Origin of the sequence: Marinobacter sp. C7, assembly GCF_022343555.1 — a bacterium.
In the GTDB taxonomy this organism is placed as follows: domain Bacteria; phylum Pseudomonadota; class Gammaproteobacteria; order Pseudomonadales; family Oleiphilaceae; genus Marinobacter.
Genome location: NZ_JAKQZH010000001.1, coordinates 1,618,092 through 1,633,977, shown reverse-complemented (window position 1 = coordinate 1,633,977; position 15,886 = coordinate 1,618,092). Strand labels below are relative to the sequence as shown.

The 15,886-nt window shown below is 59.1% G+C and carries 12 protein-coding genes; 6 read left to right on the top strand and 6 right to left on the bottom strand.

The features are described 5' to 3' along the window. The first annotated feature begins 5 nt into the window (after nt 1-5). From MD273_RS07485 to MD273_RS07460, 6 genes are all read left to right on the top strand, one after another. A complete protein-coding gene (locus tag MD273_RS07485; RefSeq protein ID WP_239037115.1) occupies nt 6-1,829 on the top strand; it encodes an extracellular solute-binding protein in 1,824 nt (607 codons plus the stop codon). Between the two features lie 46 nt (nt 1,830-1,875). After that, on the top strand, nt 1,876-2,961 hold the full coding sequence (locus tag MD273_RS07480; protein WP_239037114.1) for a microcin C ABC transporter permease YejB: 1,086 nt from the start codon (nt 1,876-1,878) through the stop codon (nt 2,959-2,961). A 2-nt stretch (nt 2,962-2,963) separates the two neighbouring features. Continuing rightward, complete coding sequence (locus tag MD273_RS07475; protein ID WP_239037113.1) at nt 2,964-3,986, top strand: ABC transporter permease; 1,023 nt, start codon at nt 2,964-2,966, stop codon at nt 3,984-3,986. Between the two features lies 1 nt (nt 3,987). Then, entirely contained in the window at nt 3,988-5,604 is a 1,617-nt protein-coding gene (locus MD273_RS07470) for an ABC transporter ATP-binding protein (protein ID WP_239037112.1), read from the top strand. Nucleotides 5,605-5,669: 65 nt separating this feature from the next. Beyond that, nucleotides 5,670-6,455 carry an enoyl-ACP reductase FabI gene (locus MD273_RS07465; RefSeq protein ID WP_239037111.1) on the top strand — a complete coding sequence of 262 codons (786 nt, stop codon included), beginning with the start codon at nt 5,670-5,672 and terminating at the stop codon, nt 6,453-6,455. A 245-nt stretch (nt 6,456-6,700) separates the two neighbouring features. Next, on the top strand, nt 6,701-7,777 hold the full coding sequence (locus tag MD273_RS07460) for a 3-deoxy-7-phosphoheptulonate synthase (protein WP_239037110.1): 1,077 nt from the start codon (nt 6,701-6,703) through the stop codon (nt 7,775-7,777). A 61-nt stretch (nt 7,778-7,838) separates the two neighbouring features. On the opposite strand, the gene cobA is transcribed toward MD273_RS07460, so the two are convergent. From cobA to MD273_RS07430, 6 genes are all read right to left on the bottom strand, one after another. Further along, the gene (gene cobA, locus MD273_RS07455) at nt 7,839-8,696 is read right to left on the bottom strand and encodes a uroporphyrinogen-III C-methyltransferase (protein WP_239037109.1); all 858 of its coding nucleotides are present in this window, start codon (nt 8,694-8,696) and stop codon (nt 7,839-7,841) included. Continuing rightward, on the bottom strand, nt 8,693-9,967 hold the full coding sequence (gene serS, locus MD273_RS07450; RefSeq protein WP_239037108.1) for a serine--tRNA ligase: 1,275 nt from the start codon (nt 9,965-9,967) through the stop codon (nt 8,693-8,695). The genes cobA and serS overlap by 4 nt, the downstream gene beginning before the upstream one ends. 85 nt (nt 9,968-10,052) lie before the next feature. Beyond that, complete coding sequence (locus tag MD273_RS07445) at nt 10,053-11,390, bottom strand: replication-associated recombination protein A (RefSeq protein ID WP_239037107.1); 1,338 nt, start codon at nt 11,388-11,390, stop codon at nt 10,053-10,055. Beyond that, complete coding sequence (gene lolA, locus MD273_RS07440; protein ID WP_239037106.1) at nt 11,390-12,052, bottom strand: outer membrane lipoprotein periplasmic chaperone LolA; 663 nt, start codon at nt 12,050-12,052, stop codon at nt 11,390-11,392. The genes MD273_RS07445 and lolA overlap by 1 nt, the downstream gene beginning before the upstream one ends. 11 nt (nt 12,053-12,063) lie before the next feature. Beyond that, nucleotides 12,064-14,637: a DNA translocase FtsK gene (locus MD273_RS07435; protein WP_239037105.1), complete on the bottom strand. Its 2,574-nt coding sequence runs from the start codon at nt 14,635-14,637 to the stop codon at nt 12,064-12,066. Nucleotides 14,638-14,661: 24 nt separating this feature from the next. After that, nucleotides 14,662-15,885, bottom strand: coding sequence for an O-succinylhomoserine sulfhydrylase (locus MD273_RS07430; RefSeq protein WP_239037104.1), 1,224 nt, complete (start codon nt 15,883-15,885; stop codon nt 14,662-14,664). Nucleotide 15,886: the final 1 nt, after the last annotated feature.

Here is a 15,886-nt window from a genome sequence, read left to right as displayed (position 1 = left end):
GAACTATGACAAGAACACGGAAAGCCTCGAACCTCACCCTCCTCCTCGCATCGTTAAGTCTGTTGGCGGCCCCGGTAACCGCGGCCGCCGATGAAGCTCAAAGCCTGCAGCCACAACACGGGATTGCCATGCATGGCGCCCCTGATTACCCGGAGGGGTTTTCCAGTTTCGACTACGTAAATCCGGATGCCCCCAAGGGCGGCACCCTGAAAATGGCCGTAGTGGCCAACGGCTTCGACTCCTTCAACCCGTTCGACATCCGGGGAGTTGCGGCAGCCGGAATCAGCACGTACCTCTATGACACTCTGCTTGAATCATCCGATGACGAGCCCTTCTCCGCTTACGGACTGATTGCCGAATCCCTCGAGACGCCAGAGGACCGGAGCTACGTCGTATACAACCTGCGAGAAGAAGCGCGTTTCAGTGACGGCGAGCCCATTACGGCGGAGGACGTCAAATTTTCCTTCGAGATCCTCACCACCAAAGGGCACCCGTTCTACCGCAATTATTACGCCGATGTGCAGGAAGTGGTCATCGAGAACCCGAGGCGGATTCGCTTCAACTTCGACGAAACCACCAACCACGAGCTCCCGCTTATCATTGGCCAGATGCCGATTCTACCCGCCCATTACTGGGCGGAACGTGAGTTCGGGAAAAATGGCCTCACCCCGCCAGTCGGCAGTGGTCCGTACCGGATCGGCAGTTTCGAGGCCGGCCGCTCCATTACTTACGAACGCATCAAGGATTACTGGGGCAAAGACCTGGGGGTTCGCAAGGGGCGCTTCAACTTCGATCGCGTCCGCTATGATTACTACACGGACGACACGGTTGCGCTCGAGGGTTTCAAGGCGGGCAACTTTGATTTCCGACTGGAATCGTCTGCCAAGAATTGGGCAACCGCATACACCGGCCCGATGTTCAGGGACGGATCCGTCATTAAGGAAGCGATCGAGCACCATCGGCCGTCCGGGATGCAGGGTTTTGTTTTCAACACCCGCAAGGCCATCTTCAGCGACCCGAGGGTCCGCGAAGCCCTCGCCTATGGCTTCGACTTCGAATGGGCAAACAAGAATCTGTTCTTCGGCCAGTACACCCGCACCGACAGCTATTTCGAAAACAGCGAGCTGGCATCAAGCGGCCTGCCTGAGGGGCGTGAACTCGAGATCCTTGAGCAGTATCGGGACCGCTTGAGCGAGGACGTGTTCACCGAGGAATACCATCCCCCCACCACCGATGGCCAGCAGGGCTTGCGTGAAAACCTCCGGACTGCGCTGCAGCTGTTGCGCTCAGCCGGTTACGCAATCAAGGAAGGCAAGATGGTGCACACCGAAACCGGGAGACCACTGGCCTTCGAGATCCTCCTGTTCCAGAAGAGCTTCGAGCGCATCGTGCTGCCATTCAAGAATAATCTGGCCAAGCTGGGTATTGATGTAACCGTGCGACTGGTCGACAGCAACCAGTACATCCAGCGGGTGCGTGAATTCGACTACGACATGATCACCCAGGTTCTGCCGCAATCTGATTCGCCCGGTAATGAACAGCGGGAATACTGGCACTCCTCCACCGCGAACGTGACCGGTTCCCGCAACTACATGGGTGTTCAGGACCCCGTGGTTGATGATCTGGTCAGCATGGTAATCCAGGCACCGAACCGGGAAGAACTGGTGCAGCGGGTGCGAGCACTGGATCGCGTACTGCTCCACGGCCATTACGTGATTCCACACTGGCACCTCCGCAAGGATCGGGTGGCATACTGGAACCAGCTGGAACGCCCTGAGGTCACACCGAAGAACGGCATCGACCTGAACAACTGGTGGGTCAAACCCTGAGCCAGCTTCCATAACCCCAGCAGTAACGGAAGGAATCCTCCGCTAGATGGGCATTTACATCCTCAGACGCCTGGCGCTGATTATTCCGACGCTGATCGGGATCATGCTGCTCAATTTTGTCATTGTGCAGGCCGCGCCGGGCGGGCCGGTTGAGCAGCTCATCGCAGAAATGGAGGGCCACGGCAGCAGCGCCCTGGCCCGTGCCGCCGGGGGTGATACCGGAGGCGAAGTGGCTTCCGGCTCCGGCGACAGCCGCAGTTCCCGGGGCATACCGGAGGAGCTGCTCAAAGAGATCGAAGTCATGTATGGCTTTGACAAGCCAGCCCATGAGCGATTCTTCAAGATGCTCGGAGACTATGCCACTTTCGATTTCGGTGACTCCTTTTTCCGGGAACGCAGCGTGATCGAGCTGATCCTCGACAAGATGCCGGTGTCGATTTCCCTCGGTCTCTGGTCCACCCTGATCATCTATTTCATTTCTATCCCTCTGGGTATCCGCAAAGCCGTCACCGATGGCTCACGCTTCGATGTGTGGAGCAGCTCCGCCATCGTCATCGGTTATGCCATCCCGGGCTTCCTGTTCGCCATCCTGTTGATCGTGCTGTTCGCCGGCGGCAGCTATTTCGACTGGTTCCCGCTGCGCGGGCTCACCTCCTCCAATTTCGGTGAACTTGCCTGGTACGAGAAGATCGGCGACTACTTCTGGCACCTGGCTCTGCCGGTGACGGCCAATGTGATTGGCGGCTTCGCCACCCTGACCCTGCTCACCAAGAACTCGTTCCTGGACGAAATCAGCAAGCAGTACGTGGTCACGGCCCGGGCGAAGGGGCTGGATGAAAAACAGGTGCTATACGGCCACGTGTTCCGTAACGCCATGTTGATCGTGATTGCCAGCCTCCCCGGCGTCCTTGTGGCCCTGTTCTTTACCGGGTCATTGCTGATCGAGGTCATCTTCTCCCTTGATGGCCTGGGTCTGCTGGGCTTCGAGGCCGCGCTCAATCGGGACTATCCGGTGATCTTCGGGACCCTCTACATCTTTACGCTGATGGGACTGATACTGAAGCTGATCAGCGATATCACCTACGTGCTCGTTGATCCCCGGATCGACTTTGAGAGTCGGGAGGGGGCCTGAGCATGAAAACCCTGACTCCGATCCAGCAACGGCGACTGCGTAACTTTCGCAATAACCGGCGCGGCTACTGGTCACTGTGGCTATTCCTTGTGCTTTTCGGTCTGTCCCTGCTTGCGGAATTCATCGCCAACGACAAGCCCCTCCTCGTTTCCTACAACGGCGAGTTCTATTTTCCGGTGGTGGAGTCGGTACCTGAAGAGACGTTCGGGGGCTTCCTGCCCACCGAGGCCGATTACCGGGACCCCTTTATCGCAGGCGAAATCCGCGGCAACGGCTGGATGGTCTGGCCTCCGATCCGGTTCAGCTACGACACCATCAACTACGATCTGGAAATCCCCTCTCCCGCGCCCCCTAGCGCCGAGAACTGGCTTGGCACCGACGATCAGGGGCGGGATGTGGCCGCACGGGTCATTTACGGCTTCCGGATTTCGGTGCTGTTCGGCCTGACCCTGACCCTGGCCAGCTGCGTCGTCGGCGTGGTGGTCGGCGCCATCCAGGGCTATTACGGCGGCAAGGTCGACTTGTTGGGGCAGCGTTTTATCGAAGTCTGGTCCGGGTTGCCTGTGCTGTACCTGCTGATCATTCTCTCCAGTATCGTCCAGCCCAACTTCTGGTGGTTGTTGGGCATCATGCTCCTGTTCAGCTGGATGGGACTGGTGGACGTGGTGCGGGCGGAATTCCTGAGGGCCAGGAACTTTGAATATGTCCGGGCTGCCCGGGCCCTTGGCCTGGAAAACCGCAAGATCATGTTCCGGCATATCCTGCCCAATGCGATGGTCGCCACGCTTACATTCCTGCCCTTCATTTTAACTGGCGCGATCACCGGCCTGACCTCACTGGATTTCCTCGGTTTCGGCTTGCCATCCGGCTCCCCTTCGCTCGGCGAACTCATTGCCCAGGGCAAGGCAAACCTCCACGCTCCCTGGCTTGGTATCTCCGCTTTCGTTTCCCTTTCGGTGATGCTCACCCTGCTGGTGTTTGTGGGTGAAGCGGTCCGCGACGCCTTTGACCCCAGAAAGAGTTGATATGAGCGACCTGCTGCAGATTTCCAACCTTTCCATCTCCTTTGACCAGGCGCCGCCGGTGGTGGAATCCCTGTCCTTTTCGGTGCGTAAGGGCGAGACTGTTGCCCTGGTAGGCGAAAGCGGATCGGGTAAATCGGTTTCCGCACTCTCGGTACTGCGCCTGCTCGATTCCAGACACGCCAGTTATCCCTCCGGCGAGATCCATTTCCGGGGTGAAAACCTGCTCCGTGCCAGTGAGAAACGGCTGCGACAGATCCGGGGGCGGGAAATCAGCATGATTTTCCAGGAGCCGATGACCTCTCTCAATCCACTCCACACGGTGGAAAAACAGATCGGCGAGACCCTGGCACTGCACAAGGGAATGCGGGAAACGCAGGCACGGAAACGGACCATCGAATTATTGGAACTGGTCGGTATCAAGGATCCCGAATCCCGGCTCAAGAGCTACCCCCATCAGCTCTCCGGCGGCCAGAAACAACGGGTAATGATTGCCATGGCACTGGCCAACGAGCCGGATCTGTTGATTGCCGACGAGCCTACCACCGCCCTGGATGTCACAGTGCAGAAACAGGTTCTGGAGCTGCTCAAGAGCCTCCAGAAAAGGCTCGGTATGGCCATCCTGCTGATTACCCATGATCTGAGCATTGTCCGGCGATACGCGGACCGGGTGGTGGTGATGGAACAGGGTCGCCTGGTGGAACATGCCGAAACCCACCGGTTGTTTGACCAGCCGGAACACAGCTATACACGAAAGCTTCTGGACGCCGAACCGCCGGAAGCGCCCCTGCCGGCACAGGGCGAGAATGAGATCCTGCTCAGCGTCAATAATCTGGATGTTCGCTTTCCCGTCAAGAAGTCCCTATTCGGCAAGGTCCGGGAGTATTTCCATGCCGTGCAGGAGGCCAGCTTCGAGCTGCCCAAGGGGCAGACCCTGGGTATCGTTGGTGAAAGTGGTAGCGGCAAAACCACTATTGGTCATGCCCTGCTCAAGCTTACGGCGAGCACAGGCCGGTTCACCCTCGGTGGCAACGAACTGTCCGACCTCACTCAGAAGGACTTCCGGCCCTATCGGAAACGGATCCAGATTGTCTTCCAGGACCCATTTGGCAGTCTCAGCCCACGCATGTCCATTGCAGAGATCGTGGGCGAAGGCCTGGAAATTCACGATCCCGAGGGCAAGGACAGCCATGAGCAACAAGTGATCCGCGCCCTCAGGGACGTCGGGCTCGACCCGGAAGCGAGACACCGTTATCCCCATGAATTCTCGGGCGGCCAACGCCAGCGGATTGCCATTGCCCGGGCCCTGGTGCTGCAACCGGACCTGATCATTCTTGATGAGCCCACGTCAGCGCTGGACCGCACGGTTCAAAAGCAGGTTATCCAGCTGTTGCGCGATATCCAGTCCCGTTATGGTCTAAGCTATATCTTCATCAGTCACGATCTGGCGGTAGTTCGCGCCCTGAGCCACAAGCTGCTGGTACTCCAGCATGGAAAGATTGTGGAGTATGGCGACGCGGCTGACATATTCCGGTCGCCGAAGCAGCGGTATACACAGGAACTGCTCAATGCAGCGCTGTTCTACCAGACAACCAATGAACCCACCACTACGACCAATTGAGCGTTACTCCCGGCACAACGGTCAGGGATAATGCTCGAAAATCAGGAACACAGGGAGACACACCCATGGGAATGCTCAGTGGCAAGAAAGCACTGATCGTTGGCGTAGCCAGCAAACACTCTATCGCTTACGGCATCGCTGAAGCCTTTGCCCGTGAAGGCGCCGAACTGGCCTTCACCTACCAGAACGAAAAGCTCCAGTCCCGCGTGGAAAAATTCGCGGACCAGTGGGGCAGCAAGCTGACCTTCCCCTGCGACGTCGCCAGTGACGAAGAAATCGAAAACGTCTTCACCGAGCTGAACAAGCATTGGGACAACATCGACATTATCATTCACGCTGTCGGTTATGCCCCGGCCCACGAGCTGAACGGCAACTATGTCGACGTGACCACCCGTGAAGGCTTCAAGATTGCCCACGACATCAGCTCCTACAGCTTTGTCGCCCTTGCCAAGGGTGCGCGCAAGATGATGCACGAGGGCAGCTCGCTGCTTACCCTGAGCTATCTCGGCGCAGAACGCGTACTCCAGAATTACAACGTGATGGGTCTGGCCAAGGCCTCCCTGGAAGCCAACGTCCGCTACATGGCCGCAAGCCTCGGCAAGGAAGGCATCCGTGTAAACGGCATTTCCGCCGGTCCTATCAAGACCCTGGCCGCTTCCGGTATCGCCAGCTTCCGCCGCATGCTGGCCGAAAACGCCAGACGTGCTCCGCTTCGCCGGAACGTGACCACTGAGGAAGTAGGCAACGCTGCTGCGTTCCTGAGTTCGGATCTGGCCAGCGGTATTACAGGTGAAATCATGTACGTTGATGGCGGATTCAACATCACCGGCATGGGTGAGCTCGAGGAGTGATCCCGCGTTAACCCCGAAGAAACCGGCTCCGATGGCGCCGGTTTTTTTGTGTCCGGCCCAGGGGAATCCGGGGCCGACAGAACGCCGCAAGCGTTGAAAAGGACCCTCAAATAACGCAGTATAAACAACTCGCCGGGGCCTGCCGTACAAGGCTCCCGGAGACATAACCGTTAATAGGTATTCCTCTTTTGAGCCGATCTCAGTTCGGAGGGATATATCGATCAGAACCGGGGAAACAGAACAAAATGTCGGGTAAGAAACTAGAAGATCTGAATGTGGCCAGCACCGAAACGCTGATTACGCCGGAAGCGCTCAAGAATGAAATGCCACTGTCAGACAAGGCGGCCGAAACCGTTGCCAGCAGCCGTCAGGCCATCTACGACATCATGGACGGCAAGGACCACCGCTTGTTTGTGGTTGTAGGCCCCTGCTCCATCCATGACGTGGAAGCCGCCCGTGACTACGCCCAGCGACTGAAAAAGCTCGCAGACGAAGTCAGCGACACCCTTCTGATCGTAATGCGCGTCTATTTCGAGAAACCCCGCACCACCGTTGGCTGGAAGGGTCTGATTAATGACCCACACCTGAACGACACTTTCGACATCGAACAGGGGCTGCACATCGGCCGCCGTCTGCTGCTTGATATCAACGAACTGGGCCTGCCGGCAGCAACAGAAGCTCTGGATCCGATCTCACCGCAGTACCTGCAGGACACTATCGCCTGGTCCGCCATTGGCGCCCGCACCACCGAATCCCAGACGCACAGGGAGATGAGCAGCGGCCTCTCCATGGCGATCGGCTTCAAGAACGGCACCGATGGAAGCCTCGACGTGGCCGTCAACGCCATGAAGTCTGTTTCCCATCCTCACAGCTTCCTCGGTATTGACCAGAATGGTCAGGTCGCCATTATCCGGACCAAGGGTAACAACTACGGCCACGTGGTCCTCCGGGGCGGGGGCGGCAAGCCCAACTATGACTCCGTCAGCGTCGCACTTTGTGAACAGGCCCTGGAAAAAGCCGGTCTGCGCAAATCCATCATGGTTGACTGCAGCCACGCCAACTCCAGCAAAGACCCGGCAATCCAGCCGCTGGTGCTGCAGGACATCTCTCACCAGATCCTGGAGGGCAACACCTCGATCCAGGGCCTGATGGTCGAGAGCAACATCAACTGGGGTAACCAATCCATTCCCGAGAACCTCGCGGATCTGAAGTACGGTGTCTCCGTGACCGATGCCTGCATCGACTGGCCGACCACTGAAAAAGCCATCCGCGAAATGCGGGACAAACTCAAGGATGTCTTGCCCAAGCGCAAGGCCGGCTGACCACCGAACCAACAAAAAACGGGGAGCATTCAGCTCCCCGTTTCGGTCTACGAAGGCAGCCTCAGAGGCTGCCCCCGGGTAAACCCGCAACCCAGTCAAGCTTGTCCCGCAAGGAGACCACCCTGCCGATAATCACCAGGGTTGGCGCCCTGACCTGCTCCGCATCCACCCGACTGACGATTGTCTCCAGAGTTCCGGTTACCACATGCTGCTCTGGTGTGGTTCCCCTGGAAACCAGTGCCACGGGCATGTCCGGAGCCATCCCGTGCTCGATCAGCTGGCGGGAAATAATCGGCAATCCCACCAGCCCCATATAGAACACCAGCGTCTGGTTATTCTGGACAAAATCCTGCCACGGCAGATCGCAGCTGTCGTTCTTGAGGTGACCGGTAATGAACCGAACGGACTGGGCATGATCCCGGTGAGTGAGGGGGATTCCGGCATAGGCGGCACAGCCTGAAGCAGCGGTGATGCCCGGCACCACGTGGAAACGGACACCGGCTTCAGCCAGAGTCTCGATCTCCTCGCCACCGCGGCCGAATATGAACGGATCGCCGCCCTTCAAGCGGACCACTTTGAGCCCTTTACGTGCCAGTTCCACCAGGCGCTGGTTGATCTGTTCCTGTGGCAAGGTGTGGTTAGAACGCTGTTTGCCGACGTGGATCTTCTCGGCGGATTCCGGGATCAGCGCCAGGATTTCCGGCGACACAAGCCGATCGTAGAGTACTACCTCCGCCGACGTGATCAAGCGCCAGGCCTTGAGCGTCAGCAACTCAGGATCCCCCGGACCGGCACCCACGAGGGCGACCTCACCCGCAGAATTATTCGGGTTGTCAGTGACCGGGTTGGCCTTGTACCGGACTGGTGCAGGCCTGCCCGCTATGCCCTCTCCCGGTGCAGGTACGGTTTGCTCACTCATTGGATCCTGTCGATGCCTCCCATGTAGGGGCGAAGAACTTCCGGTACCACGATGCTGCCGTCCTCCTGTTGGTAGTTTTCCATTACCGCAATCAGAGCCCGGCCCACGGCCAGACCGGAACCGTTCAGAGTATGGACGGGTTCGGGCTTACCGGTTTCCGGGTTACGCCAACGTGCATGCATACGCCGTGCCTGGAAGTCCCGGGTATTGGAGCACGAGGAGATTTCCCGGTACTTGTTCTGGCCCGGCAACCAGACCTCCAGATCGTAGGTTTTGGCGGCGGAGAAGCCCATGTCCCCACCACACAGGGTCACCACCCGATACGGCAGCTCAAGTAACTGGAGAACTTTCTCGGCGTGGCCGGTCAACGCTTCGAGGGCAACTTCGGAATCAGACGGGCGAACCACGTGCACCAATTCCACCTTGTCGAACTGATGCTGGCGAATCATGCCACGGGTGTCGCGGCCGTAGGAGCCAGCCTCGCTGCGGAAACACGGCGTATGGCAAACCAGTTGCAGCGGTAGCTCCTCAGCATCCAGGATGGTATCGGACACCAGGTTGGTGGCCGGCACCTCAGCGGTCGGAATCAGGTACAGGGGATTCTCACCTTCGGTCTTGAACAGGTCTTCCTCGAATTTCGGAAGCTGACCGGTTCCGTAAAGGGTAGCGGCGTTCACCAGATAGGGCACGTAGGCTTCTGTGTAGCCGTGCTCACCGGTGTGCAGGTCCAGCATGAACTGGGCCAGGGCACGGTGGAGGCGAGCCACCGGTCCCCGCATTACGGCAAAGCGGGAATGCGCCAACCGGGAGGCGGTTTCGAAGTCCAGGCCCTTGAGGTTTTCCCCCAGGGTCACGTGGTCCCTGGGTTCAAAGTCAAAGCTCTTGGGATCACCCCAGGTGCGGGTCTCGACGTTGTCGTCTTCGCTGGCCCCGGCCGGCACGTCCTCGTCCGGAAGGTTGGGGATACCGGCCAGGAACGAGTTGAGCTCTTCCTGCAACCCGCGCAGCTCGTCCTCGGCTTCAGACCGCTGCTTCTTCAGGCTTTCCACCTCCTCCAGCAGCGGCTGGATATCCTCTCCGGCTGCCTTGGCCTTGCCGATAGACTTGGAACGCTTGTTCTGCTCGCTCTGCAGCGTTTCCGTACGCACCTGGAGAGCACGACGGCGCTCTTCCAGTTGCTCGAAGGCGGCAACATCGAATTCAAAATTCTTGATGGCCAGCCGGCGGGCGATCTCTTCTGTCTGGGTACGGACGCGTTTGGGATCGAGCATGGTAATCCTGATTCTTCCGGTTTGCGTGATGAATTGAATGACAGGCCATTATACCTGCACAGGCGACGGTGACTACCGTGGGGCCTCAGGAATAGCGTTTGTTGGGGCTTGCGGCGTTTCGGTCATCCAGCCGCTGCCGCTTTTCCGCGAGTTTGATCTCGAGCCCCCGGTTGACCGGCTCATAGTACCGGCGGGAGTGGATCGGTTCCGGCAGGTAGGACTCCCCCGCGGCAAACGCCTCCGGCTCATCGTGGGCGTAGCGATAGCTGTCACCGTGCCCCATCGATTTGAGCAGCTTGGTCGGGGCATTCCGGAGATGGGGCGGCACCTCGTAATCCGGATCCTGGCGGATATCAGCCATGCACTGGTTGAACGCCTTGTAAACGGCATTGCTTTTGGGAGAGAGAGCGAGGAAAGTGACTGCCTGCGCCAATGCCAGCTCGCCTTCCGGCGATCCCAGCCGCTCCTGGGCATCCCACGCGTCCATGCTGAGTTGAAGCGCCCGCGGATCCGCATTACCAATATCCTCGCTGGCAATCCGTACCAGCCTGCGGGCAACGTACAGCGGGTCGCAGCCGCCGTCGAGCATCCGGCACAGCCAGTAGAGGGAGCCGTCCGGATCGGAGCCGCGCACGGATTTGTGCAGCGCTGAAATCTGGTCGTAGAAGACATCGCCCCCTTTGTCGAAGCGCCGCAGGCTGGTCTGCATTACCTGCTCCAGCACCGCCTCGGTGATGGTATCCGAGCCATTCTCACCCGGCTCGGCCAAATCGGCAGCCACCTCCAGGATATTCAGCGCCCGACGGGCATCGCCCCCGGAGGCCGAGGCTATCAACTCCCGGACCCTGTCCGGAACCGCCAACCGGCCGTCAAAGCCCTGTTCGGAAGTCAGCGCCCGTTGCAGAAGCAACAGGATGTTGGACTCCTCCAGGTTCTTGAGCACATACACCCGGGTCCGCGACAGAAGCGCGCTGTTCAGCTCGAAGGAAGGGTTCTCTGTGGTGGCGCCCACGAAAATAAAGGTACCGTCCTCGATATGTGGCAGGAAGGCGTCCTGTTGACTCTTGTTGAAACGGTGAACCTCGTCCACGAACAGGAGGGTATCGCGCCCCTCGCTCTGTTTGCGGTTCCGCGCCCGCTCCACGACGGCCCGAATTTCCTTCACGCCGCTCAGTACCGCGGAAATGGTTTCGAAACTCAGGTTACCCACATTCGCCAGCAACTGCGCAAATGTGGTCTTGCCTACCCCAGGGGGTCCCCACAGGATCATGGAGTGCAACTGCCCCTGCTCTACCGCACGCCGAAGCGGTTTCCCCGGCCCCACCAGATGGGCCTGGCCAACATACTCATCAAGAGACCTCGGCCGCATCCGCGACGCCAGAGGCTGAAACCCCTCGGGCTGTCCGAAAAGGCTGTCCTGCATCAGGCTCCGTCCCGGATAATATCCACGCCGTCGGGATACTCCAGAGTGAAGGCGCCGGCGTCAACGGCCCCGTTCACCCGGATATCGTCAAAACTCAGGATGCTCAGCTGGGACAGGGAATCCTTCATCCGCATCTCCTGGAGTTCACCGTCAAAAAAGCTCAGACGCAGTGAAGTAAACAGGGAATCCGGACTGCGTGGCTCCAGGGTGAACTCCCGTGTGAGATCGCCTATGCGGCGCTGTGACACTTTGTAGGTCTCATCCAGGTTGTCGACCTCGCCACTGAGCAGCAATGCCGGCGTAGTCTGCACCCGGTCATCCAGCTTATGGATGGTTACCTGCTCCAGGTCCGGATCATAGACCTCCACGGTTTCCCCGTTACTGACAATGAACTGGGGCAAGGGTGCACTGGTTTCCCAGTAGAACAGCCCGGGGCGCTTGGCCTTGAGTTCACCGTGGGTTTCCTGCACGCGGCTGCCGTTTTCATTCACGACAATCTGGATGAAGTCCGCCTGGAATGACTCATAACTCTTGAGGATCGAGGCCAGCTCGGAGGCCGCTTCGCGACTCTGTTCCCCGTTTTCCTCAGCCGCCGCAGTGCCCAGACTGAATACCAACCCGAGCAACAGGGTAAACGCGACTTTCAACTGACGTACCGTCATAGGCTTAACTCCTAGTCTCTGGGTGGTGGCGGAGCGAGCACTTCACGGGCACCGTTGTGCCCGGCGGCACTGACCACTCCCGACGCCTCCATGGCTTCTACCAGGTTCGCAGCCCGGTTATAGCCAATCTTGAATTTACGCTGTACGGAGGAAATCGACACCCGTCGACCCTCGGTGACAAATGCCACCGCCTCGTCATACAGAGAATCGCCCTCGCTGTCTCCTCCGCCCTCATTAAGCGTCGGCACACCGGGCAGGCTCTCACCTTCGGCGCCGTTAAGAACGTCATCGACGTACACCGGTTCGCCACGGGCTTTCCAGGCGCTGACAACGCGATGGACTTCATCATCATCCACAAAGGCGCCGTGAACCCGGACCGGCAAGCCAGAACCCGGCGGGAGATACAGCATGTCGCCATGGCCCAGCAACTGCTCCGCACCGCCCTGGTCCAGCACCGTCCGGGAATCGATCTTGGACGACACCTGGAACGACATCCGGGTAGGAATGTTGGCCTTGATCAGCCCGGTAATGACATCTACCGACGGCCGCTGCGTGGCCAGGATCAAATGGATACCGGCCGCCCTCGCCTTCTGGGCGATACGGGCAATCAGCTCCTCGACCTTCTTGCCGACGATCATCATCATGTCAGCGAATTCGTCGATCACGACAACGATAAACGGCAGGGTCTCGAGTTCCGGCCGGTTCTCCTCGTCGTTTTCCAGGTACTCATCCGGCTTCCACAACGGATCGAGGATGGGCTCGCCCGCAGCCTGCGCATCCTTGATCTTTCGGTTGTAACCGGCGATGTTACGAACCCCGAGGTTGGCCATCAGTTTGTACCGACGTTCCATCTCCGCCACGCACCAGCGCAGGGCGTTGGCGGCTTCCTTCATGTCGGTGACCACCGGGGCAAGCAAGTGAGGAATGCCGTCATAGATGCTGAGCTCCAGCATCTTCGGGTCCACCATGATGAACCGCACTTCTTCCGGAGTCGCCTTGAGCAGCATGCTCAGGAGCATGGCATTGACCCCGACGGATTTACCGGACCCGGTGGTACCGGCCACCAGAAGGTGCGGCATCTTGGCGAGGTTCGCGACCACCGGGTTACCGCCGATATCGTTGCCCAGGGCAAGGGTCAATGGCGAGGAGCTTTCTGTGAACACCCGAGCTCCGAGCACCTCGGACAGGCGAACCATTTCCCGCTCCTCATTCGGTATTTCGATACCAACGACGGACTTGCCGGGGATGACCTCGACAACCCGCACACTGAGCACGGCAAGGGACCGCGCGAGGTCCTTGGCAAGATTGGAAATCTTGCTCACCTTCACCCCCGGCGCAGGTTTGATTTCGAACCGGGTGATCACCGGCCCCGGATTGACCTCTACCACCTCCACGGAGACGCCGAAATCTGCCAGTTTCTCCTCAAGCAGGCGGGACATGTGCTCCAGGGATTCCTCGGAGTAACCTTTCTCCTTGTGCTCCTCGGGGGGATCCAGCAGAGTCAGAGGGGGAATGGCGCTTTCGATATCCTCGAGCAGGGACCCCTGTCCGGATTTCTTGCCCTTCTCCGTCTTTGGCTGATCCTCTTTTTTGAACGGCGAGATCTTGAAGGAGCGGGAGGCCGGCTGGGACACCGTTTTGGCCGATTTCGGCCGCGGCTCCGGGCTGTCGCCGCTATCCCGCGCACTGAAATTCTCAAGCCGTGCCGGCTCGGCGGGCTCTGATGCACTCAGACCATCCAGGCCAGCCTCCCTGCGTTGGGATGGCGCCTCGGTTTTCCTCTTTCGGGGCCCCAGGCCCGGCAACCGTTGCCACCAACGCTTCTTCTTGGCGAGCCCCGAATCGGTGGCGGTCTCAACCCGGTCATTCACGATAGGCGGCTCTTTCTTTGGCGCCTCCGGAACCTTTTTTTCAGCCTTGGGCTTCGCAGGTTTTTCGCCACTGGACGTAACCAGAGACTTGAGGGATTGCCCGAAGCGCAAAGTCATCCCACCCACCTGGTCCATCAGCCAGAACCAGGACAAACCGGTGGTCACAGTCAGCGCGAACAGGAAGATTGCAATAAGCAGGAGGGTCGTTGCCGGCAGGTTGAAAAACCGGACCATGGCTTCGGAGACTGCCGTGCCCAGTACGCCGCCAGACGAAACACCCAGTCCGAAAACCGAATAAAGGGACAGCAGGCTGGTTGCCGACAACAGAATCAAGAGAAACCCGCCGAAGCGCATCAGGAAAAGCGGCCAGTGCAAGTCCAGCGACTCGTTACGGCGTCGGATCAGCATGATCGCATAGCCAGCAATCATCACGGGGAAGAGGTAGGCCATGTGGCCGAAGAAATCCATGAACAGACTGGCCAGCCAGGCGCCGGTTCGGCCCGCGTAGTTACGGACCGAGGTATCATGGCCGATGCTCGCCCACCCCGGATCGCCGGGGGTGAAAGTAACCAGGGCCATAGCCAGGTAGATCGCCAGGGCGATCAGCGCAATAACCGCGCCCTCGCGCGCGCCCTGTGCAACAAGACGGCGAAAACGCTGCTGCTTTTCCGTAAGTTCCGGGGGTGCTTTCTTAGCTTTTGCGGTTTCGGCCATGAATGCTCTGACGTGTCCGTTACTTTAACTGCCCAGGGCGTCGAAGCCTCGCATCAGATCTGTCTTCAGATCTTCGACGTCCTCGATACCGACCGACAACCGGATCAGATTCTCGGTAATGCCTGCGTGGTCCTTATCCTCAGGAGACAGGCGACCGTGGGTTGTAGTGGCCGGGTGCGTAATCGTTGTTTTTACATCCCCAAGATTGGCGGTAATGGATATCATCCGCGTGGCATCAATAAAGCGCCAGGCCTCCTCGCGACCTCCGTTGACGCGGAACGAGAGTACCCCACCGAAGCCCTTCTGCTGCTTCTTGGCCAACTCATGCTGGGGATGGCTCTGAAGCCCCGCGTAATACACGGATTCCACAGCATTTTGCTGCTCAAGCCACAATGCCAACTCTAACGCATTGTCGCAATGGGCGCGCATACGGATTGGTAACGTTTCCAGCCCCTTATGGAAAACCCAGGCATTGAACGGGCTCATGGTCGGACCGGCTGAACGCAGAAACCCGTAGATCTCCTCCATCAGCTTGTCCGGGCCAACAACGACGCCACCGACACACCGGCCCTGGCCATCGAGGTATTTGGTGGCCGAATGAATCACGATGTCCGCGCCGTGCTCCAGCGGCCGCTGCAGCACTGGTGTGCAAAAGCAGTTATCCACCACCAGGAGCGCATCACTGGCCCTGGCAAGCCGGGACAGTTCCCCGAGGTCGGCCACTTCACACAGGGGATTGGACGGGGTTTCCAGGAACAGCATGCGGGTTTCCGGGCGTATCGCCTGCTGCCATTGCTCATAATTGGTCAGGCTGACAAAGGTCGTCTCCACCCCGAACCGGGCCAGGTATTTCTGGAACAGCACATTGGTGGTACCGAATACACCCCGGGAGCAGATGACGTGATCGCCGCTCTTGAGCAATGCAATGCAGGTGCTGAGAATTGCGGCCATGCCCGAAGCCGTCGCTACGGCTCGCTCGCCCCCTTCCATGGCTGCAATGCGTCCCTCGAACGCCTGTACAGTCGGGTTGGTGAACCGCGAGTAGATATTACCCGGCTCTTCACCACCAAACCGTGCCGCCGCCTGGGCGGCACTCCCATACACAAAACTTGAAGTGGGAAATATGGCGTCGCTGTGCTCAAGCTGGTCCGTGCGGAGCTGCCCTGCCCTCACGGCCAGGGTATCCACGGACATGCCCTCGAGATCCGACTCCGGGATCTGGACGGTTTCTTCTCTGCGCAAGGTCATG